This window comes from Bradyrhizobium sp. 215_C5_N1_1 (assembly GCF_052075935.1).
GTDB lineage: Bacteria > Pseudomonadota > Alphaproteobacteria > Rhizobiales > Xanthobacteraceae > Bradyrhizobium > Bradyrhizobium barranii.
The window spans coordinates 7,567,844-7,589,156 of the sequence record NZ_CP197228.1 but is presented as its reverse complement, the minus strand read 5'-3'; the positions used below and the strand labels follow the sequence as shown (position 1 = coordinate 7,589,156).

The 21,313-nt window shown below is 63.9% G+C and carries 16 protein-coding genes and 1 tRNA gene; 16 read left to right on the top strand and 1 reads right to left on the bottom strand.

Features of this window, described 5'->3' with window-relative positions; translation table 11 throughout:
* The first annotated feature begins 24 nt into the window (after positions 1-24).
* The 11 genes from glmM (at position 25) to AB7G19_RS36250 (ending at position 12,751) form a co-directional block, all read left to right on the top strand.
* Entirely contained in the window at positions 25-1,368 is a 1,344-nt protein-coding gene (gene glmM, locus AB7G19_RS36300) for a phosphoglucosamine mutase (protein ID WP_063985528.1), read from the top strand.
* Positions 1,369-1,665: 297 nt separating this feature from the next.
* Positions 1,666-2,916: an MFS transporter gene (locus AB7G19_RS36295; protein WP_063985527.1), complete on the top strand. Its 1,251-nt coding sequence runs from the start codon at positions 1,666-1,668 to the stop codon at positions 2,914-2,916.
* Between the two features lie 220 nt (positions 2,917-3,136).
* Positions 3,137-3,973, top strand: coding sequence for an outer membrane protein (locus AB7G19_RS36290; RefSeq protein ID WP_028151808.1), 837 nt, complete (start codon positions 3,137-3,139; stop codon positions 3,971-3,973).
* A gap of 168 nt (positions 3,974-4,141) precedes the next feature.
* Positions 4,142-4,951 (top strand): outer membrane protein, encoded by an 810-nt coding sequence (locus AB7G19_RS36285; protein ID WP_193560917.1) that lies wholly within the window; start codon positions 4,142-4,144, stop codon positions 4,949-4,951.
* 72 nt (positions 4,952-5,023) lie between these two features.
* Positions 5,024-5,614, top strand: a complete 591-nt coding sequence (locus tag AB7G19_RS36280) for a glutathione S-transferase family protein (RefSeq protein ID WP_085399312.1) — start codon at positions 5,024-5,026, stop codon at positions 5,612-5,614.
* Positions 5,615-5,644: 30 nt separating this feature from the next.
* Positions 5,645-6,109: a GNAT family N-acetyltransferase gene (locus AB7G19_RS36275; RefSeq protein WP_085399313.1), complete on the top strand. Its 465-nt coding sequence runs from the start codon at positions 5,645-5,647 to the stop codon at positions 6,107-6,109.
* 173 nt (positions 6,110-6,282) lie between these two features.
* On the top strand, positions 6,283-6,474 hold the full coding sequence (locus AB7G19_RS36270; RefSeq protein WP_014492058.1) for a hypothetical protein: 192 nt from the start codon (positions 6,283-6,285) through the stop codon (positions 6,472-6,474).
* Between the two features lie 79 nt (positions 6,475-6,553).
* A complete protein-coding gene (locus AB7G19_RS36265; RefSeq protein ID WP_085399314.1) occupies positions 6,554-7,726 on the top strand; it encodes a phosphoserine transaminase in 1,173 nt (390 codons plus the stop codon).
* 238 nt (positions 7,727-7,964) lie between these two features.
* Complete coding sequence (serA, locus tag AB7G19_RS36260) at positions 7,965-9,554, top strand: phosphoglycerate dehydrogenase (protein ID WP_085399315.1); 1,590 nt, start codon at positions 7,965-7,967, stop codon at positions 9,552-9,554.
* 201 nt (positions 9,555-9,755) lie between these two features.
* Positions 9,756-10,928 (top strand): thiolase family protein, encoded by a 1,173-nt coding sequence (locus tag AB7G19_RS36255; protein ID WP_085399316.1) that lies wholly within the window; start codon positions 9,756-9,758, stop codon positions 10,926-10,928.
* Between the two features lie 275 nt (positions 10,929-11,203).
* Positions 11,204-12,751 (top strand): FAD-dependent monooxygenase, encoded by a 1,548-nt coding sequence (locus AB7G19_RS36250; RefSeq protein ID WP_085399317.1) that lies wholly within the window; start codon positions 11,204-11,206, stop codon positions 12,749-12,751.
* Positions 12,752-12,830: 79 nt separating this feature from the next.
* Here AB7G19_RS36250 and AB7G19_RS36245 read toward each other — a convergent pair whose 3' ends face one another.
* Entirely contained in the window at positions 12,831-16,283 is a 3,453-nt protein-coding gene (locus AB7G19_RS36245; protein ID WP_354080188.1) for a PAS domain-containing protein, read from the bottom strand.
* 730 nt (positions 16,284-17,013) lie between these two features.
* Between AB7G19_RS36245 and AB7G19_RS36240 the strand changes: the two genes are divergently transcribed.
* The 5 genes from AB7G19_RS36240 (at position 17,014) to AB7G19_RS36220 (ending at position 21,146) form a co-directional block, all read left to right on the top strand.
* Positions 17,014-17,448 (top strand): phasin, encoded by a 435-nt coding sequence (locus tag AB7G19_RS36240; RefSeq protein WP_063985516.1) that lies wholly within the window; start codon positions 17,014-17,016, stop codon positions 17,446-17,448.
* A gap of 191 nt (positions 17,449-17,639) precedes the next feature.
* Positions 17,640-17,716, top strand: a tRNA-His gene (locus AB7G19_RS36235).
* Between the two features lie 377 nt (positions 17,717-18,093).
* On the top strand, positions 18,094-18,621 hold the full coding sequence (locus tag AB7G19_RS36230; protein WP_441268762.1) for a hypothetical protein: 528 nt from the start codon (positions 18,094-18,096) through the stop codon (positions 18,619-18,621).
* Positions 18,622-19,205: 584 nt separating this feature from the next.
* Positions 19,206-19,643: a hypothetical protein gene (locus AB7G19_RS36225; protein ID WP_135216032.1), complete on the top strand. Its 438-nt coding sequence runs from the start codon at positions 19,206-19,208 to the stop codon at positions 19,641-19,643.
* Between the two features lie 36 nt (positions 19,644-19,679).
* Complete coding sequence (locus tag AB7G19_RS36220; protein ID WP_144030685.1) at positions 19,680-21,146, top strand: tetratricopeptide repeat protein; 1,467 nt, start codon at positions 19,680-19,682, stop codon at positions 21,144-21,146.
* Positions 21,147-21,313 lie beyond the last annotated feature (167 nt).

Sequence of the window (21,313 nt, the reverse complement as noted above, 5' to 3'; positions counted from 1 at the left end):
CCTGGTTGTTGCGTGGGGGACGATATGAGCCGCAAATATTTCGGGACGGACGGGATCCGGGGCCGCGCCAACGGACTGATCACGCCGGAGCTCGCGCTCAAGGTCGGCCAGGCCGCAGGCCTTGCGTTTCAGCGTGGTGACCATCGCCACCGGGTCGTGATCGGCAAGGACACGCGTCTGTCCGGCTACATGATCGAATATGCGATGGTCGCGGGTTTTACCTCGGTCGGCATGGACGTGCTGCTGGTCGGCCCGATGCCGACGCCGGCGGTGGCGATGCTGACCAAGTCGATGCGCGCCGATCTCGGCGTGATGATCTCGGCCTCGCACAATCTGTTCGAGGACAACGGCATCAAGCTGTTCGGCCCGCAGGGCTTCAAGCTCTCCGACGACGTCGAGAAGCAGATCGAGCAGCTGCTCGACGAATCCCTCGACAAGCGGCTCGCTCAGAGCGCGAGCCTCGGCCGCGCCCGCCGTATCGACGGCGTGCATGACCGCTACATCGAATTCGCCAAGCGCACGCTGCCGCGCGATCTCTCGCTCGACGGCCTGCGCGTCGTGGTCGATTGCGCCAACGGCGCCGCTTACAGGGTGGTGCCGGAAGCGCTGTGGGAATTGGGCGCCGACGTCGTGCCGATCGGCGTCGAGCCCGACGGTTTCAACATCAACAAGGAATGCGGCTCGACCTCGCCGGAAACGCTGTCGAAGAAGGTGCGCGAGATGCGCGCCGACATCGGCATCGCGCTCGATGGCGACGCCGATCGCGTCATCCTGGTCGACGAGCGCGGCCACACCGTCGACGGCGACCAGCTGCTCGCGGTGATCGCGCAGAGCTGGAAGGAAGACGGCCGGCTGTCGCGGCCGGGCATCGTCGCCACCGTGATGTCCAATCTCGGCCTCGAACGCTTCCTCAAGGGGCAGGGGCTCGATCTCGTGCGCACGCCGGTCGGCGACCGCTACGTGCTCGAGCAGATGCTGAAAGGCGGCTACAATCTCGGCGGCGAGCAGTCCGGCCACATCATCCTGTCCGACTATGCCACCACCGGCGACGGCTTCGTTGCGGCGCTGCAGGTGCTGGCCGTGGTGCAGAAGCTGCGCCGGCCGGTGTCGGAGGTCTGCCACCGTTTCGACCCGCTGCCGCAGATCCTGAAGAACGTCCGCTACAAGAGCGGCAAGCCGCTCGAGGATTCCGACGTCAAATCGGCGATCTCCGACGGCGAGAAGCGGCTCAACGGCCACGGCCGCCTTCTGATCCGCTCGTCCGGCACCGAGCCCGTGATCCGCGTCATGGGCGAGGGCGAGGACCGCCTGCTGGTCGAGGACGTCGTCGACACCATCGTCTCCGCGCTCGGACAGGCGGCGGCCTGAGGCGCATCGCTACGCGAAGCACGATCGTAGCCCGGATGGAGCGCAGCGAAATCCGGGGATCGCGCCCGCGGACATAGACGTCCCGGATTACGCTTCGCTCCATCCGGGCTACGAAATCCCCGGACCCTGATGGTGAGGAGCCCGCCAACGGCGGGCGTCTCGAACCAAGCGGGGCGTGTCGCCTCGCAGTGAAACCGGCACGTGCATTCCAGCCATCGACGATTGGCGGTGGTTCGACTGCAGAGAGCATCGTAGTTAGGCGGTGCGGCAATCTGCCGTGCCCGCCGGGATGCTCCATTGAACAAGCCTGTCGTCGTCTCCGAGGAAACGCTGACCGAACCGGTCGTCGTCAGCGACGTGGCGCCCGCCGCCCGGGCTGCCGCCGGGCCGGCCTATGTCGTGCTTGCCGGCATCAGCTTCTCGCACTTCCTCAACGACACCATGCAATCGCTGATCGCCTCGGTGTATCCGATCCTGAAGGACACCTACGCGCTCGACTTCGCGCAGATCGGCATGATCACGCTGGCCTTCCAGTTCACGGCCTCGCTGCTCCAGCCGGTGGTCGGGCACTACACCGACAAGAAGGCGCAGCCCTATTCGCTGTCGATCGGCATGGCCTCGACCTTCTTCGGCCTGCTGCTGCTCAGCGCCGCGCACCAATATCTCGTCATCCTGATTGCTGCCGCGCTGGTCGGCCTCGGCTCGGCGGTGTTTCATCCTGAATCCGCGCGCATCGCGCGGCTCGCCTCCGGCGGTCGCTACGGTTTTGCGCAATCGGTGTTCCAGCTCGGCGGCAGCTTCGGCACGTCGATGGGACCGGTGCTGGCGGCGCTGATCGTGGTGCCGTTCGGGCAGGGCAGCATCGCATGGTTCTCCTCGATCGCGTTCCTCGCGATCCTCATCCTCTGGCGCATCGGCCGCTGGTACGAGCCGCAGATCAAGGCGAAGAAGACGGCGACGGTTCAGGCCCATCCCGACGCGCCGAGCTCGCGCCGCGTCGCGGTCGCGCTTGCCGTGCTGGTGGCGCTCTTGTTCTCGAAGCAGCTCTACGTCTCGAGCCTGTCGAGCTACTACATCTTCTATCTGATCGACCGCTTCGGCGTGTCGACGCAGGCGGCGCAGATCTATCTCTTCATCTTCCTCGCCGCGAATGCGGTCGGCGCGTTCTTCGGCGGTCCGCTGGGCGATCGCTTCGGCCGCAAGATCGTGATCTGGATCTCGATCCTCGGCGCGCTGCCGTTCACGCTGGCGCTGCCTTATGCCGGGCTCTATGCGAGCGCGGTGCTGTCGGTGATCATCGGCCTGATCATCTCCTCGACGACGTCGTCGATCATCGTGTTCGCACAGGAGCTGGTGCCGCACCGCTTCGGCATGATCTCGGGCGTGTTCTTCGGTGTTGCCTTCGGCATCGGCGGCTTGGGTGCCGCCGTGCTCGGCAAGCTCGCCGATCACACCTCGATCGAGTTCGTCTACCAGGTCTGTGCCTGGCTGCCGGCGATCGGCCTGCTTGCGGTGTTCCTGCCCAAGCTGCCGCGGCACCTGCGTTAACAAATCCTGTCTCCGGCTTCATCAATCGTTAGCAATTGGGGGCGCCGGGGCGCCGCATTTTTGCAACGCTTCTGCTGCATGCGCGCGAGTGGTGAGAAAAAATCAACCTTAAAAATTAGGGTTAAGTGGCGCTTAAACATTTGGTGCCATCGTCCTCCCGTGAGTTTCCAGAACGTGGGGCGTCAGCATTTTGCCTCACCGGCCATAAGGACGAAGCCAAATGCGTAGCGTTAAGTCTCTCCTTGCCGCAGGTGCGGCGACCCTCATCTCGTCGATGGCGTTCGCCGCCGATATGCCGATCGCCGCTCCGCCTCCCATGTACGCGCCGCCGGCTCCGCCCGCCGACTTCGGCGGCTGGTATCTCCGCGGCGACATCGGCATGACCAACCAGAGCGCCAAGCGGATCGACAGCGCGACCGCGCAGACGTTCCCGACCCAGACCGTGGGCCTCGGCTTCGACAGCTCGCCGCTGTTCGACCTCGGCGTTGGTTATCGCTTCAACAACTGGTTCCGCACCGACGTGATCGGCCAGTATCGCGGCAAGGCCAATCTGCACGGTTCGGACAATGTCACGCTCAGCGCGACCGACTTCGAAGCCAACAACTACTCCGGCAGCAAGTCCGAGTGGGTCGTCATGGCCAACGCCTATGTCGATCTCGGCACCTGGTGGTGCATCACCCCCTTCATCGGCGCCGGTGTCGGCGGTTCCTACAACAAGCTCAGCGGCTTCCGTGACGACGGCACCCGGATCAATCCCGGCGGGCTCTCCAACAGCGTGACCTACTTCGCCGACAACGGTAAGTGGAATTTCGCCTGGGCCGCCCATGCCGGTCTCGCCTACAAGGTCAGCCCCGGCCTCACCGTCGAACTCGCCTACAGCTACATGGATCTCGGCGACGCCAATCCCGGCAACTTCCGCGCCTACGACAACAGCATCTCGGGCCCGTCGACGATCAAGGTCAAGGACATCACCTCGCATGACGTGAAGCTCGGCGTGCGTTGGGATCTGAGCAGCCCGCCGGCCTACATGCCGCCGCCGCTCGTCACCAAGGGCTGATCGTCAGCTCCATCGCTTAACGTCTCTTAACGGCGCGGGATCATCCCGCGCCGTTTTGCTTTGCATATTTTTCATGGCGGGCGGCGACGAAAACGTCAGACGCAACCATTGGTTAAGGTTAACGAGCCATGATCACGAGTGAAAGTTCGAGTTCGATGGAGCGTTGCAATGCGTAGGCTGATGTTGGCGGCGGCGATGTTGGGGACGGCGTCTGCCGCGCAAGCGGCCGACATGCCGGATCTGCCCATCCTGCGCGGCTCGTTCACCGACGGCCTGACCAACTCGCGGCCGAATTGGGAGGGCGGCTACGTCGGCGCCCAGGCCGGTTACGGGGCCTCCGACGAGAACTTCAACGGTTCGACCAACAACATGATGGCGGCGCTGCTGGCCGACACGTTGATCGAGTCGGAAATGGGTGTCTCGCAGTGGAATCTGGGCCTCGGCAAGGCCTCCCGCCGCACCACCGGATACGGCTTCTTCGCCGGCTACAATGCCCAGTGGGACGATGTCGTCCTCAGCCTGGAAGCAAGCTACCTCCACGGCTCCTTCGGCGGATCGGCCACGGCCAGCGAAGCCCGCAGCAACCAATTGTCCGACGGTAACGTGCACTCGGTCACGGCGAGCTCGACGTCTTCGATCGCGATCAAGGATATGGCAACATTCCGCGGCAGGGCCGGTTATGCGTGGGGATGCTTCCTGCCCTACATGTTCGCCGGACTCGCGCTCGGAAATGCCGACATCACGCGGTCTGTGAGTGCGCAGGATTTCGTGACCCCGGCCGGCGTTCTGCAGGGGCCGATCTCCTCGACCGACGTGCAGCACAACCATCTGATCTACGGCTACAGCGCCGGTCTCGGCGTGGACATCAATCTCGTGGGCGGTCTCTTCATGCGCGCCGAGTGGGAATATATCCGCTTCGCCGCCCAAGTGGACACCAACATCAACACCGTTCGCGCGGGCCTCGGCTACAAGTTCTGATCTTGTGCGCCGGGGCAATTGACAGGCCCGGTCAGTCCTGATGCTCTGTCGCTCCAAAACGGGGCGACGGCGATGAAGATCTACGGCGACACGAATTCCGGCAATTGCCTCAAGGTGAAGTGGGTCTGCGACAAGCTCGCGCTGCCTTACCAATGGATCGAGATCGACACCCGCAAGGGCGAGACGCGCACGCCGCAATTCCTTAAAATGAACGGCGCCGGCCAGGTGCCGACCGTCGAACTCGACGACGGCCGCACGCTGGCGCAGTCCAATGCCATCATCCGCTATCTCGCCCGCGACAGCGCGCTCGTTCCGCGCGATGCCTTCACTGCGGCCAAGATGGACGAATGGCTGTTCTGGGAACAGTACAGCCACGAGCCCTATATCGCGGTGTGCCGCTTCCAGCTGGTCTATCTCGGCAAGGATGCGTCCGAGCTCGATCCTGACAAGGTCAAGCGCGGCTATGCGGCGCTCGACCGCATGGAGCAGCATCTTGCGGCGAGCCGCTTCCTCGCCGGCGACCTGATTTCGCTCGCCGACGTCTCGCTGCTCGCCTATACCCGCCTCGCGCATGAAGGTGGCTTCGATCTCGGCCGCCATGCCGCCATCCGCCGCTGGATCGGCGAGGCCGAAGCCTGGCTCGGCCTTCCACCGGCGCGCTGAGAGTCGCGCTGATTCTTGGAGTTTCCCGACATGAACGAGAAGTCCGTCTCCATCCGTCCCGCGCGCCGCGAGGACGTTGCGGCGATCGTCGCCATGCTTGCCGACGATCATCTCGGGCGTGCCCGCGAGCGCGTCGAGGATCCCTTGCCTGAGTCCTATTACCAGGCGTTCGAGCAGGTCGCGCGCGATCAAAATCTCACGCTCGTGGTGGCAGAGAGCGAGGGCAGGGTGGTCGGCTGCCTGCAGCTCGCGATCTTGCCGGGCATCAGCACGCAAGGCGGCATCCGCGGTCTGCTCGAAGATGTCCGCGTTGCTTCCGATTGTCGCAGCCGCGGCATCGGCGAGCAGCTGGTGCAATGGGCGGTCGCGGAAGCGAAAGCGCGCGGCTGCAATCTGGTCGAACTGCTGACGCATCAGACGCGAACAGATGCGCAGCGCTTCTACAAGCGGCTCGGGTTCGCTGCGAGTCACGTCGGCATGACTGTCCGCTTTTGACGCAGCTCGTCGCGAGCCTTGCGCGATCAGCAAATTCGGATCGCGCATTCGTTCATATTAAGAGCCGGTAAACTACCCAGCCGTCGTTCACGTTGAGCCGGGAACGAACGGTGCTACGGCAGCGTCAGACACCGGGCTCGGTCGGTTCGGGGATTTCGATGACAAGCTATTCCATGATCAAGGTCGGCAACGATTACGTCGTGCAGGCCAATGACAAATGCATTTTGAAAGTCGGCAGCCGCCGTCGTGCAGCGCAATTGATCAGCGATGCCACGGACTTGCTGAACGCGCTTGCCGTGGTGGAATCCCCCAAGATTGCGCCGGAAGCGCCTTCACTCCAGCGTGAGACGCCGGAACTTCCTTGACGACTCTTCCCGTTTCCCGTATCAGCCGCGGCGGGACACCTCCCCCCAACGGGAGGCTTACTATCTGGAAGGGTAGATCATGACTGTAGCGAAGCCCGCTTCGCGGCCGAACGTGCCGCATTTCTCCTCCGGCCCCTGCGCCAAGCGCCCCGGCTGGAACGCCCAAAATCTCAAGGACGCAGCGCTCGGCCGCTCGCATCGCGCGAAGGTCGGCAAGACCAAGCTCAAGCTCGCGATCGATCTGACGCGCGAAGTGCTTGAAGTGCCCGCCGATTATCGCATCGGCATCGTGCCGGCCTCCGACACCGGCGCGGTCGAGATGGCGCTGTGGTCGCTGCTCGGTGCACGGCCCGTCACCACGCTCGCCTGGGAATCCTTCGGCGAAGGTTGGGTCAGCGACATCGTCAAGGAATTGAAGCTTAAGGACGTCACCAAGCTCAACGCTGCTTACGGTGAGATCCCCGATCTCTCGAAGGTCGATCCCAACAGCGACGTCGTCTTCACCTGGAACGGCACCACCTCCGGCGTACGCGTGCCGAACGCCAACTGGATCAGCGCGACCCGCGAAGGCCTGACCATTTGCGACGCGACCTCGGCCGCGTTTGCGCAGCCGCTCGACTGGGCCAAGCTCGATGTCGTCACCTTCTCCTGGCAGAAGGCGCTCGGCGGTGAAGCCGCGCACGGCATGCTGATCCTGTCGCCCCGCGCAGTGGAGCGGCTCGAGACCTACAAGCCGGCCTGGCCGCTGCCAAAAATCTTCCGCATGACCAAGGGCGGCAAGATCAACGAAGGCATCTTCGTCGGCGAGACCATCAACACGCCGTCGATGCTGTGCGTCGAGGACTATCTCGATGCGCTGAACTGGGCCAAGTCGATCGGCGGCCTGAAGGCGCTGATCGCGCGCGCCGATGCCAACACCAAGGTGCTGGCCGACTGGAAGGCGAAGACGCCCTGGATCGACTTCCTGGCCAAGGACGCCGCCATCCGCTCCAACACCTCGGTGTGCCTGAAGTTCACCGATCCCGCGATCACCTCGCTCTCCGAGGACGCGCAGGCCGACTTCTCCAAGAAGCTGGTCGCGCTGGTCGAGAAGGAAGGCGCGGGCTACGACTTCGCCTACTACCGCGATGCACCGGCCGGCCTGCGCATCTGGTGCGGCGCCACCGTCGAGGCGAAGGACGTCGAGCTGCTCACGCAGTGGATCGACTGGGCGTTTGCCGAGACCAAGGCGCAGCTCGCCAAGGCGGCTTAGTTTTTTTCACCTCTCCCCGTTCTTGCGGGGAGAGGTCGGATCGCGCCTGGCGATGCGAACCATCGTCCAGCAGCAGTCCGGGTGAGGAGCTCTCTCCGCTTGCACCTTCGCCTGTGGCTGCCGCTCACCCCAACCCTCTCCCCGTAAGAACGGGGAGAGCGGGAAGACAAAGCTTCTTCACTCAATTCCGGCCGTCGCAGGCCGATCCTCCCGTTAGGGAAGGCGAAGGATCATCCCCATGACCAAACCCAAAGTTCTCATTTCCGACGCGCTCTCTCCCGCTGCCGTGCAGATCTTTAGGGATCGCGGCGTCGAGGTCGACTTCCAGCCCAATCTCGGCAAGGACAAGGACAAGCTTGCCGAGATCATCGGCAATTACGACGGTCTCGCGATCCGCTCCGCGACCAAGGCGACCGCAAAAATCCTGGAGAAGGCGACCAACCTCAAGGTGATCGGCCGCGCCGGCATCGGCGTCGACAATGTCGAGATTCCCGCCGCCACGGCCAAGGGCATCATCGTGATGAACACGCCGTTCGGCAATTCGATCACGACCGCCGAGCACGCCATCACGCTGATGCTGGCGCTCGCCCGCGAGATCCCGCAGGCCGACGCTTCGACCCAGGCCGGCAAGTGGGAGAAGAACCGCTTCATGGGCGTCGAGATCACCGGCAAGGTGCTCGGCGTCGTCGGTTGCGGCAACATCGGCTCGATCGTCGCCGACCGCGCGCTCGGCCTCCGCATGAAGGTCGTCGCCTTCGATCCGTTCCTGTCGCCGGAGCGCGCCAAGGACATCGGTGTCGAGAAGGTCGAGCTCGACGATCTCTTGAAGCGCGCCGATTTCATCACGCTGCACACCCCGCTCACCGAGAAGACCAAGAACATCATCGACGCATCCGCGATCGCCAAGATGAAGAAGGGCGTGCGCCTGATCAACTGTGCCCGCGGCGGCCTCGTCGACGAGCAGGCGGTGGTCGATGCGCTCAATTCCAAGCACATCGCGGGCGCCGCCTTCGACGTCTTCGTCGAGGAGCCCGCCAACGCGAACGTGCTGTTCGGCCATCCCAACGTGATCTGCACGCCGCATCTCGGCGCCTCCACCACGGAAGCGCAGGAGAACGTCGCGCTCCAGGTCGCCGAGCAGATGTCGGATTACCTGCTCACCGGCGCGATCTCGAACGCCGTCAACTTCCCGTCGATCACGGCGGAAGAGGCGCCGAAGCTGAAGCCGTTCATCTCGCTCGCCGAGAAGCTCGGCTCGTTCGCCGGCCAGCTCACCGAATCCGGCATCCTCAAGGTGCAGATCACCTATGAGGGCCACGTCGCCGAGATGAAGATCAAGGCGATCACCTCGGCCGTGCTGTCGGGCCTGCTGCGGCCGATGCTCGGCGAGGTCAACGTGGTGTCGGCCCCCGTCGTCGCCAAGGAGCGCGGCATGGTGGTGGACGAGATCGTGCGCGCCGCCCAGAGCGACTATGAGAGCCTGATTACCGTCACGGTGGCAACGGAGCGCCAAGAGCGCTCGGTCTCCGGCACCGTGTATCATGACGGCAAGCCGCGCCTCGTCGACGTCAAGGGCATCCGCGTCGACGCCGAGTTCGGCAAGTCGATGATCTACGTGACCAACGAGGACAAGCCGGGCTTCATCGGCAAGTTCGCGAGCCTCCTCGGCGACGCCAAGATCAACATCGCAACCTTCCATCTCGGCCGCGTCGCGCCGGGCTCCGATGCCATCGCGCTGATCGAGGTCGACGGCGTCGTGCCGCCCGATCTGCTCGCCAAGGTGCAGGCCCTGCCGCAGGTCAAGCAGGTCAAGGCACTGACGTTCTGAGGCGCTCGCGCGCCACGGAATGACGGCCGTCATATATTCCGACCTGCGGAACAACCACGCCGCCCTCCCGAGAGGGCGGCGTTTTTGTTGATGCTGCGGCCCGCTTTATTTCTCCCAAGCCAGTCGAACTTTGTGTACCAATGGCGCCCAAGAACGCCTCGTACCAACGCCTCCGTACCATTGTTCGAAAGGGAGAAAACAATGCGTGAAGCCGTCATCGTTTCCTATGCACGCACGGGCCTCGCCAAGTCCGGCCGCGGCGGGTTCAACATCACGCCGCCGATGTCGCTGGCCGCGCATGCCATTCATCACGCGGTCGACCGCGCCGGCGTCGAGAAGGACTATGTCGAGGATTGCTATCTCGGCAATTGCGCCCATGGCGCGCCGAACATCGGCCGCCAGGCCGCGCTGCTCGCCGGCCTGCCTACGACTACGGCCGGCGTTTCCGTGAACCGCTTCTGCTCGTCGGGCCTGCAGACCATCGCGATGGCCGCCAACTCGATCCGCTCCGACGGCGCCGACTGCATCGTTGCCGGCGGCGTCGAGAGCATCTCGATTCCGGGCGGCGGCTCGCCGAAGGAATCGATCGATCCGGAGTTGCTCAAGGTCGCGCCCGATATCTTCATGGCGATGATCGACACCGCTGACATCGTCGCCGAGCGCTACAAGCTCAGCCGCGAATACCAGGACGAGTTCTCGCTGGAATCGCAGCGCCGCATGGCCGCGGCCCAGCAGGCGAACAAGTTCAAGGACGAGATCGTCCCGATGAAGACCAGGATGAAGGTCGTCGACAAGCAGACCAAGGCGGAATCGATCGTCGACTACGTCGTCGATCGCGACGAGTGCAATCGCCCCGAGACCACGCTGGAAGGCCTCGCCAAGCTCGAGCCGGTGAAGGGCCCCGGTAAGTTCGTCACCGCCGGCAATGCCAGCCAACTCTCGGACGGCGCCGCCGCGGTGGTGCTGATGGAAGCCAAGGATGCCGAGAAGCGCGGCCTCAAGCCGCTCGGCCGGTTCGTCGCCTGGGCAACGGCCGGCTGCGAGCCCGACGAGATGGGCATCGGCCCGGTGTTCGCGATCCCGAAGCTGCTGAAGCGCACCGGCCTGAAGATCGACGACATCGATCTGTGGGAGCTCAACGAGGCCTTCGCCAGCCAGTGCCTCTACTCGCGCGACAAGCTCGGCATCGATCCCGCCAAGTACAACGTCAATGGCGGCTCGATCGCGATCGGTCATCCCTTCGGCATGACCGGCGCGCGTCTCACTGGCCACATCCTCCAGGAAGGTGCGCGCCGCAAGGCCAAGTGGGGCGTCGTGACCATGTGCATCGGCGGCGGCCAGGGCGGCGCCGGCCTGTTCGAGATCTACAGCTGAGATAAGCCACATGAATGTGAAAAGGCACGGCGCCGCAAGCGCCGTGCCTTTTTCGTTGCGGATCGATCGTCACGAAACTATACAGTTCGTGTCGGAAAAGGCAGATTTGGTCTGGTAAGCCCAAATCCTTTCGGTAACGAAAGCTCTGGTCTTTGGCCTTGTGCACGAGATCCCCGCGACGAACATCGGACGCCACCAGGGCGCCCAATCGTTCGTCCGTGTGATTCTCAAGCCCAGGGAACGCTCCGGTCGAACATCGACCTCAGGAGCGTCCCATGCACGATCAATCTTCGAATCCATACGACGTCGTCATTGCCGGTGCCGGTCCCGTCGGCCTGTTTCTCGCGTGCGAGTTGCGGCTCGCTGGTCTCCAGGTTCTGGTGCTGGAGCAATCGCAAGATTCGCATTCGGCCCTGAAGCAACTCCCGTTTGGCCTGCGCGGTCTTTCGCTCCCCACACTCGAGGCCTTTCACCGGCGCGGCCTGCTGGAACAGATTGTGGCCGCGCAGCAGCTTGCCTCAGGCGCGATCAAGAGCTCAGCCCACTGGATGCAGCAGACGCGACGGCCCGCGGGTCATTTCGCCGGCATCCAGTTCTATCAGGACAACATCGATGTCACGAAGTGGTCCTGGCGTCTGCCAACGTCGGCCGATGCCAACCTTGCCGTCGATATGGAAACGCTCGAATCCGTTCTGGCTGCGCGCGCATGCAGCATGGGCGTCGAGATCCGGCGCGGTTTTGGCGTGAATGCCGTTGTCGCCTCGAGCAAAGACGTGACAGTGCAGGCGGCCGGCGAGACCTTCCGGGCACGCTGGCTCGTCGGATGCGACGGCGCCCGCAGCACGGTACGCAAGACTGGCGGCTTTGACTTCGTCGGCACCGACCCCGAGTTCACGGGCTATTCCATCGATGTCGAGCTGGCCGATCCGGACAAGCTTCGTCACGGCCGCAACTACACGCTCGCCGGCATGTATACCTATGCGCAGCCCGGGACGATCGCGATGGTCGATTTCGACGGCGGAGCTTTCCACCGGACCGAGCCGATCACGCGCGAGCATGTGCAGAGCGTCCTGCGTCGCGTCTCCTGCACCGACGTCACCGTCACGGCGCTTCGGCTCGCCGCCACCTGGACGGATCGGGCCCATCAGGCAACCACGTATCGCAGAGGGCGGGTGCTCCTCGCGGGCGACGCTGCTCACATCCATTCGCCGCTGGGCGGCCAGGGCCTCAATCTCGGTCTCGGCGATGCGATGAACCTGGGCTGGAAACTGGCGGCGACGATCCGCAGGCAAGCACCGGCCGATCTCCTCGACAGCTATTCGCGCGAGCGGCATCCTGTGGGCGCGCAAATCCTCGACTGGTCGCGCGCGCAGGTCGCGATCATGCGGCCGACGCCGAGCGCCCGCGCACTTCAGGCCATCATTCGCGATCTCGTCGAGACCCGCGACGGTGCCACCTATTTCGCCGAGCGCGTGCGCGGCGTTTCGCTCCGCTACGATCTCGGTGGCAGCCATCCGCTTGTCGGCCGGAGTGCTCCCGATTTCGAATTGCGCGACGGGACGACGGTTGGAGAACGCCTCAGGACGTCGAAAGGCCTGCTGCTGGATTTCGACGCGCGTTCACCGCTTCAGGCGCTGGCAAGTCGCTGGGGCGACCGGATCACCTATGTCGCGAGCGAGGCGAGGGATCGGCTGGGTCTGAGCGCCGTGCTGCTGCGTCCCGATGGCTTCGTCGCGTGGGCCAGTGACGGCATATCCGACGATAAGGAGGCTGCTCAGGCGGCGGCGAGATGGTTCGGTGACCCCACGATCACGTCTGCGTAGCCCGCATGCGCGGAGCGATATGCGGGACCTTCCCGGGTATCGCTTCGCTCACCTCGGCTACGTAGCTGTTCCGCCGCCCCTACGCCCCCACCGCCGCCGGTGCGAACACCACCTCGATCAGCGTGCCGGAATTGGCCGCGCTCTTGATGTTGAACCTGGCGCGGTTGGCTTCGACCAGGGCCTTGGTCAGTGACAGGCTGAGCGCCGAACTGTCCGCGGCATCGCCGGGCGGTGGCGTCCGGAACGGCTCCATCGCGGCGGCGACCTCGCGCTCGCTCAGGCCGTGGCCGGTGTCGCGGATGCGCAGGGCAATCTCGCCGCGGTCGGTGAGCGCGGTCGAGACGATGACCTGGCCGCCGGCGCTGGCGAGCCGGATCGAGTTCGAGATCAGGTTCATGGTGATCTGCCGCATCGCGCGCGCGTCCACGCTCACCTGCGGCAACGCATGCCCGAGCGAGGTACGGATGATGATGCGCTCGCGGTTGGCCTGCGGCTGCATCACCGTGACACAGGCTTCGACGAGATCGTTGAGATTGAGGTTGGCGAAATTGAGATCGAGCTTGCCGGTCTCGATCCGCGACAGCTCCAGGAGATCGTTGATGATGGTGATGACGCGCTCGCCGGAGGCGCGGATGTCCTTCATGTATTCGCCGTAGCGCTCGTTGCCGAGGGTGCCGAAGCGCTCGGAGATCATCACCTCGGCAAAGCCGATGATGGCGTTGAGCGGCGTGCGGATCTCGTGGCTGATCCGCGCCAGCATGTCGGCCTTGGCATTCGCCGCGCCGTCGGCGAGACGGCGGGCGTTCTTGAGCTCGCTCTCGCCCTTCTTGCTCTGCGAGAGGTCGCGGAACACGGCGAAGAAGTTCGGGCCGTCGGGCCTGGTGCGGCCCATGATCATGGCGAGCGGAATGACGCCGCCCTTCTTCTCGCGCCCCAGCACCTCGCGGCCGTGGTCGAGCAGGCTCGCGATGTCCTGGCTCTTGAGGCTTTCGAGATAGTCGACCACGATTTGCTGGCTCTCCGGCGCGAACAGCGTCACCAGGTTCCGCTGCATCAGCGCTTCGCCGTCATAGCCGAACAGCGCTTCCGCGCTGCGGTTGCAGGCGTGGATGTTGCCTTCGGCATCGAACATGACGATGCCCTCGGCGGTGGTGTCGAGGATCGCGGCGAGATCCTGGGCGTCGGCATCGCCGGCCTCGGGCTCGAGTTCGGGCGCGTAGGGGAAGGATTCCGCGACGACGGGTTCGACGACGACAGGCGGCACGATGACTGGCGCAGCAACGACGGGCGCCGCTTGCGGCAGCGCGCAGATCAGCGCATGCGCGCTCGCGCCGTCCCAGTCGATCGTGTGCAGATGCGCTTCGGTGGTCGGAAGCGGCTCTTCGCCGTTCGCCACCGTCGCGCTGATCGTCACCGGCGTGCCGGCTTGCGACGTGCTGCTCGCCGACGATACGCCGGGCTCGACGTAGAGCGCATCGAGCCCGCCGGCATCCTCGAGCGCGCCCAGGCTGGAATAGCCCATGCGCGCGAGGAAGGCGGGGTTGGCGTAGAGCAGCCGGTCGAGCCGGTAGATCAAAATGCCCGTCGGCAGCAAATCGAGCAGCGCGCGGTCGCGCATGCTGTGGCCCTGCGCGGGCGGCGCCGGTTCAGTCAGCCATTCGGCTGGCACGTGCGGCGCCTCGGGCTCCGGCATCGAAGGTTCGGGCGCGGTTCCCGCCATCGGCGGCTCGGCCGTGACGGCGGCGATGGTCTCGCGTTCGCGTTCGAGCCGCTCGGACAATTGCCGGGCGAGCTCGTTGAACGCGCTGTTCTCGACCGGAGTCAGCGTCGGCGATCGCGCATCGCCGGGCGGGCGGAACGGCACGACATTGGGAGGCGTTTCCACTGATGTTTCCGGATCGGTTGGATGTGAATTCGCGTCGGCTACGGGTTCGGGCAGTTCGGGTTCAGGTGTTGGCTCAGGCTCAGGCTCGGGTGCGGGCGGCTCGATTGGCGGAGGCGGTGCCTCCGCCACGGGCTCCGGCTCGGGATCGGGATCGAGTTCGACGACGTCGGCAGAGAGGCCGTGCTGTGCGGGCGGCGCGGCGAGCAGCTCAAAGCGCCTGAGCGCATCGAGCCGGTTCAGTCCGTCGAGATCGCGACAGACGCCAAAACCCCTAAAGCCCGCGAAATTGCGCTCGCGGTCGTAGACCGGCAGGCCCGCGAGTTCGACCGGCAGATGCTCGCCGCCATCGGCCGGCCAGTTCACGGTGATCCCGGCCCAGGTGTCGTGGCTTGCAAGCGCCTGCGCCACGCGGCCATCAGGGTCGAGTGCAAACTCGTCGGCGATCTCGCGCCAGGGGCGGCCGAAGCCGGCGGCGGTGTGCGCGCCGATCAGGTGGATGAACTCGTCTGAGCCGAGCACAAAGCGCCCCTCCGCATCCACCTGCCACAGGAAGCGCAGCGGATGCTGACGCGGTGCGGACGGCTCCGCTGGCGGCGGTTCGACCATGTGTGAGGTGATCGGCGCGGCCTGCGGCGACACAATGGCCTCTCGCGGGTTTTCAACCGGAGTTTTGGGCGCGGCGTCGATCGCTTCGCTGACAGTGTCCTGGACAGGCGCTTCGGCCGCCTCCGGGATCGTGACGACCTCCGGCATCGCGTCGCTCGCGGCGTGCGCGTCCGCGATCGCCGCTGATGGCGGGACGGTCTCGGCCGGAGCCGGCGTTTCGACCGGCTCGGCGAATGCGTCGAACAGCGCGATTTCGGATGCGGCCTCGTTCGGCCGCGCAGGCTGCGCATGGTCTGGCACCGCAGCCGGAGGGACCGGCGGAGCGTCGGGCGCGGGCTGAGCATCTTGTTCGCGCGCGCTATTCCCTTCGACAGCGGGCGCCGCCGGCCGGGCGGCCGGCTCGATCAGCGCGACCAGGCCGACATCAGCGCCGATGCCGACCCGTTGCAGCACCATCTGGCCGATGCCGATCGGCGTCTCGGCGCGGCCTTTCGCCAGCGCATCGCTGCGGGCCTGGTCAAGACCGGCATCGCCGAGATCGCGGAAGCCGAGCAGGGAGCGGGCGGCTTCGCTGGCGCCGACGAACAGGCCGTCGGGCGCGAACGCCGCCATCGGCACCCTGGCGCCCTCGACGAGACGATGCAGGCGTTCGACCAGTGGCATGGAGCGCAGCGTCGGATCCATCGCGGTGACGAGCACGCCGGAGCTTCCATCGGCGAAGTCGAGACGGGCGCAGGCGCAGGTCATCAGCATGCCCAAGCGGGCGCCGAAGCCGTGCAGCCGTTCCAGCCTGATCGCGCCGTTCGGCGCCAGCCGGCGCGCGAGCCGGGCGACCTGGCGGCGATGGCTGTCGGCCGGGCCGAAGGTCCTGTCCGCGAGCGCTGTGCCATGGGCCGCGCCGAACAGCCTTGCGCCGACCGGATTGGCCCAGAGCACGCGCGTGCCGTCGATCGACCAGAGCCAGGCGGGCAACGGAGAGGTCGCGTGCACGGCCAGCCGGGGATCGCCCACGCCTCGCAACTGGAAATCCGAACTCGTCATCCGACCGGCTTCAAGTCTCGCTTGTCAACATCAGGGTGCAAGGCTGCCGGAATGACAGCCTTAAGAAAGGGTTAGTATCGCGCGCAGGCGCAGGCAGGTCCACGGCTCCGGTCTACACGGCCAAGCCTAAAGCCGCGATAACCTTAATGTAGCCGCCCCCGCAAGCTGCAGCCCAACGGCATCCGCAGGATTCGCGGGCGGGCTGCGCGGCGATGGATGCGGCCAAGCCCAAGCCCTGAGACTTTGCCGAAAGAGCAGGCTGGCGCGGCATCACAGGTGCCCATCCTCCCCTGGAGGGGGAGGATCGGTTCGCATGCAGCGAAGCGCAATGCGAACCGAGGTGGGGTGACAGCCTCTCAATGGAGGCGGTGCTCGAGTGGAGAGATCACCCCACCCCGCTCGCGCTTCGCGCGATCGACCCCCGAGCGAGCTCCGCTCGTCTCGACCCCTCCAGGGGAGGGTAAGAGAGCGGCCACAGCAGGCACCAGACTACCTCAACCCAGGGTTCCCTCATGCGGAACCCTCATCCTGACCGCGATTAAATTTCGCGGCGCAGCCCGGATCACGTTTGCGTTGCACAATGTTGACATCTTAGGCGGCGATAGTGATGGGCGCTGGGCGAGCCATCTTTTTGTTCCAGTGTTCGTTCCCGCTGAATTTGAGGCCTAGGTCGGGGCCGGCGGGCGCGCCAGAAGGCTCACTCCATTTTTTCTTTATCGTGAGGGACATCATGACAGGTGCGACTGATCCGTTTTCTGCCTCGATCATTCCGTTCGAGGTTCCCGAGCAGATGCGTGCGTTCGCCGAAAAGGGCGTGTCGCAGGCCCGCGAGAGCTACGCCAAGTTCAAGGACGCGGCCGAGACCCACAACGGCACCGTTGAGGCCGTGTTCACCTCCGCCAACAAGGGCGCGAGCGAGTACACCGCCAAGCTGGTGGAGTTCATGAAGGCCAACACCAGCGCCCAGCTGGACTTCGCCCAGCAGCTGTTCGGCCTCAAGTCGCCGGCGGAAGCGCTGGAGCTGTGGACCGGCCACACCCGCACCCAGCTCGAGACCTTCCAGTCCCAGGCCAAGGAGCTGGCCGAGCTGACCCAGCGCGTCGCCGCCGAGACCGTCGAGCCGATCAAGGCCTCTGCCTCGAAGTTCTACAAGCCCGCCGCCTGATTAGGCCGGCTGGTTTAAATTAAGAAACCCGGGCCTAGAGCCCGGGTTTTGCTTTGGAAATAACCTCGTCGGAAGCGCGATTCTCGGGTTTTGCGGCCTTGCCAAAAACGCCCGTTGCACCTAGTTTCCGCCCCGTCCAGCCCCCCTTAGGTCGACGGCCCGTCCAGGCGCCCAAGGCGGCTCGCAAGGATGCAGTTGTAGCTCAGTTGGTTAGAGCGCCTGTCTGTGGAACAGGAGGTCGGTGGTTCGAGCCCACCCAACTGTACCAAGATTGCGGATAACACCGCGTTCCCAGCATCTTACTGATAGACCAGCAGGATTTGCGCCGCCTAAAATACAAAAGGCTGCACAAATGGCGTTGCGAATGGTCGCGTTGAATCGAGCCGCAGATGGTCGGTGGTTCGCCCGTAAGGGCATCCCCGAGGATTACGCGAGGACTACCAACGGCTCTATGGGCACAAGCGCGAGGCGCACCTCAAGCTTCCGGCCGGTACGCCTAAGCACGAAGCCAAGGCCCGCCTCGGAGAGTGGGAGGCCGAGGTCGAAACCCGCATCGCGACCCTGCGAGCCCAAAGGAATGGCGAGGGTCAACCACTCACCAAGCTCAACGCAATCGCGCTTGCGGGCCGTTGGTACAACTGGTTCGTGAAGCTGCACGAGGCCGATCCAGGGAAGCCAAAGTACTGGCGGGACTTCAGCGATCACGTCGTGTGGAATGTGATCCGCCCAGAGGCGCCTGACGAGTACGAAGAGGATCCAGGGTCCGACCCTCACGCAGATTGGCAATATGACCCAGAGGTGCGGGAAGCCGTGAGGCCGCAGATTGCCGAATTGGCGCGGGTCGCAACCTTCCTCGCCAACGAGGGGAAGGCGTTGAACCTTACCGCGCATGCGCTGTTCGTGGACGCTGTCAGCGACAATCTGTTGCCCGCAATCCAGCTATTGGAGAAGCGCGCGAATGGCGACTACGCCCGTGACGAGAGGCCCGATACCTTCCCGTCGTTCGCAGACGGGGCGCCGCGCTCGCCCAGTGTGAGTTGCTGGGAGCTTTTTGAGGCTTTCGTGCTTGCAACAAAGCCGGCGCCGAAGACGGTGACCCGTTGGCGGGCCGTTTTCCTTGAGATGCAGCGAGAGTGGTCCCTCCGACCTAGCTCCGGAAGGCCTAGCATGTAGAACGCCGGGCGCACGTTTTAAGGCCGCTAGACCCCTTCCGCCCTCGGCGAAATCATCACCGATACGAGTTTCGAAACGTGTATCCGGGTTGTGGTGGATCAGTTGCTGACCTTGATTGCTGATGATGATCGAAGTGTGCTCAATTGAAAACGCGCTTTGCCATTTCATCGAATGGGACAGCAGTGCTCGCTTGAAGAGCATCGCCGCCAGTCACATCTCATAGGGATCGGGGATCGTTGGCCCGGCACACTGGCAACGCACCCACCGGCCCTCATTGAAGGTCGCGTGCGTCCAATAAGAGCGAGTACGGGCTGCGTTCGAGCACCGCTCGACACAGTACCTCTACGCAAACGCAACGGCACGAGCCGTCGAGGGAGACCTTGGCGGCTTTTGCGTGTGGCAGGCCTCCTGTGATTGACAGTTGAGCGAACCCGTGTCGACCCTTCGGCGCTGTCTGTGGGAACAGGAGGTCGGTGGTTCGAGCCCACCCAACTGTACCACCGTTGCGGATAAGTCCGCTTTCCCAGCAACTTACTGATAGGCCTGATGTATTTGCGCCGCCTAAAATACAAAAGGCGCTACAAATGGCATTGCGGATGGTTGAGTTAGTTCGAGCGAAGGGTGGCGGCTTTATCGCTCGAAAAGGTATCCCGGCCGATGTGCGCGACGACTATGGGCGCTTGTATGGGGTGCGCTGGGAAGCTCAGCTTCGGATACCGAGCGGGACGCCAATCCCCTTTGCGAAGTCACAGCACGGCGAGTGGTTAGCTGAGATTGAGACCCGTATCGCTGCATTACGGGCGCATAGGAATGGCGAAGGCCAGCCTCTCACCCGGCTTAACGCTATAGCGCTCGCTGGGCGCTGGTACGTTTGGTTCGTGAAGCAGCACGAGGCCAATCCTGGTCCCGCGAAATACTGGCGGGAGTTCGGTGACCATCTCGTGTGGAAGGTCATCTACCCCGAGGCGCCCGATAGCTACCACGAAGGCCCTTATATGGACAGCTTTGCAACCTGGTTGTAACTTTCCAAAGGTTGACGTTCGGAGGAACGGTGGACGGTGGCAGACACGCCCCTAAACGACGCTCCGAAGTTGAACGATAGCAAATCCGCATCGTTCTCCACTCGTCTGCGTCTTCGCCTTGGGAAACTCGGCGCGATCATTGCGTCCGTTGCTGCGGTTGGTGCTGTGGTCGGCGGGCTCGCGGGCTACTGGCACGCGTGGGACATTTTGCACAGCCACGTCGGCAGAGATACGACCACGACCACGACTGCCGCGTCCACCGGTCTGATCGTCTCGAAGGGGCCTTCAGTAGCTGTATTGCCTGTTTCGAGCCCCATTGCCGCGCCGGGGCTTGGTTCGTTTGCCGACAGGGTAACCCAACAACTTGCATCCTCCCTCGGGAGGTTCAGCACTTTGCGAGTGATACCGCGCGCAACCGCTGCAAACTTTCTAAAGGAAGGTGATGATGCCATCAAAGCGGCCCGGAAGGCGCAAGTCGACTATCTGGTGAGCGGTGAGGTTCACCCATTGGGCGGCGGTGCTCGCGCGAATATCCACGTTTCGGACCTGCGCACTGGTACAGAGATTTGGTCGAAGTCCTTCGATGCGAATGCCGAAGGCGTGCAAACGGAAACGTCCGCGTACGAAATTGGCGACGCCGCCGCCGTGCAGATTGGGGGCTACCCCGGCGCAATTATGAACGCAGATTACTCGCAATCCCAGAACAAGCCGGTCTTCGAACTCAGTCCATATGAATGTATTGTTCATGCGGTAGTCGGGTCTGTACGTGGATTGTCATCCGCAATTCTGAAAGCGTTAGAGTGCTCCAAGCGACTTACCGAGCGACAGCCGAATAACGCATTCGCGTGGTCAGCACGCGCCACTGTTCTTTTTAACCAAAGAAGCATGGGGATCGGTCTACCTTCCGACCAAATTCAACACACCGATAAGCGTCTGTATTTGAACGAGGAAATCTTACGGGGCGCGACACGCGCCGTTGAGCTTGCACCCGACGATGCGTTCGCTCAAAGAACCTACGCTCTGGCGATGAGTACCAAATGTCAAATCCACCTGTACCGACAAGAATTGGAAAAGGCCCTCGCGCTCAATTCCAACGATGCGCGAACCCTCTCAGGAGGTATGTGGCTCGCCTTCATGGGGGACTGGGATGACGGGACCGCAATGGCCGAAAAGGCCATTCGCTTGGCGGGTCCCAATGCCTCGTTTGCTTGGTGGTTAGCGCCCGCAAAGCGACACTGGTGGAAAGGCGAATATCAACAGGCGCTTGAGGATTTCCGGCACGCCTACCTTGAGGGTTTTTGGCTCAGTCATCTCGATCAGGCGTACGCGCTGCCGTTTCTCGGTCGGTTCGACGAGGCCAAGGCGGAGGTCGGAAAGCTGCTGAAATTGCGCCCGGATTTCACCATTCGCGAGGCCGACAGTTATTATCGAATGTTCTGCTTTCAGCCCGAATACATCGAGAAGATGAACAGCGCGCTACGGCAGGCAGGGCTGCCAGAATAGAGAGGAAGCTCTGGGAGCCGGCGCACAGCAGGCAAGTGCCTTCCCTATTAGATGGTCGTGAAGCTTCAGTGCCAGTCGTGCTCCGGCTACGTCGAGCTGCTCAAGAATACAAAAACACGCTACAAAAGCCGATCTTTGGCGAGCAAAAAAGCTAGGTTTATCAAAGA

Excerpts from the sequence above, each read along its gene's own strand:
- serA (WP_085399315.1), top strand. The coding sequence starts at position 7,965 with ATGACCAAACCCAAAGTTCTCATTTCCGACGCGCTCTCTCCCGCTGCC.
- glmM (WP_063985528.1), top strand. The coding sequence starts at position 25 with ATGAGCCGCAAATATTTCGGGACGGACGGGATCCGGGGCCGCGCCAAC.
- AB7G19_RS36275 (WP_085399313.1), top strand. The coding sequence starts at position 5,645 with ATGAACGAGAAGTCCGTCTCCATCCGTCCCGCGCGCCGCGAGGACGTT.
- AB7G19_RS36240 (WP_063985516.1), top strand. The coding sequence starts at position 17,014 with ATGACAGGTGCGACTGATCCGTTTTCTGCCTCGATCATTCCGTTCGAG.
- AB7G19_RS36255 (WP_085399316.1), top strand. The coding sequence starts at position 9,756 with ATGCGTGAAGCCGTCATCGTTTCCTATGCACGCACGGGCCTCGCCAAG.
- AB7G19_RS36225 (WP_135216032.1), top strand. The coding sequence starts at position 19,206 with ATGGCATTGCGGATGGTTGAGTTAGTTCGAGCGAAGGGTGGCGGCTTT.
- AB7G19_RS36270 (WP_014492058.1), top strand. The coding sequence starts at position 6,283 with ATGATCAAGGTCGGCAACGATTACGTCGTGCAGGCCAATGACAAATGC.
- AB7G19_RS36290 (WP_028151808.1), top strand. The coding sequence starts at position 3,137 with ATGCGTAGCGTTAAGTCTCTCCTTGCCGCAGGTGCGGCGACCCTCATC.
- AB7G19_RS36285 (WP_193560917.1), top strand. The coding sequence starts at position 4,142 with ATGCGTAGGCTGATGTTGGCGGCGGCGATGTTGGGGACGGCGTCTGCC.
- AB7G19_RS36280 (WP_085399312.1), top strand. The coding sequence starts at position 5,024 with ATGAAGATCTACGGCGACACGAATTCCGGCAATTGCCTCAAGGTGAAG.
- AB7G19_RS36245 (WP_354080188.1), bottom strand. The coding sequence starts at position 16,283 with ATGACGAGTTCGGATTTCCAGTTGCGAGGCGTGGGCGATCCCCGGCTG.
- AB7G19_RS36265 (WP_085399314.1), top strand. The coding sequence starts at position 6,554 with ATGACTGTAGCGAAGCCCGCTTCGCGGCCGAACGTGCCGCATTTCTCC.
- AB7G19_RS36250 (WP_085399317.1), top strand. The coding sequence starts at position 11,204 with ATGCACGATCAATCTTCGAATCCATACGACGTCGTCATTGCCGGTGCC.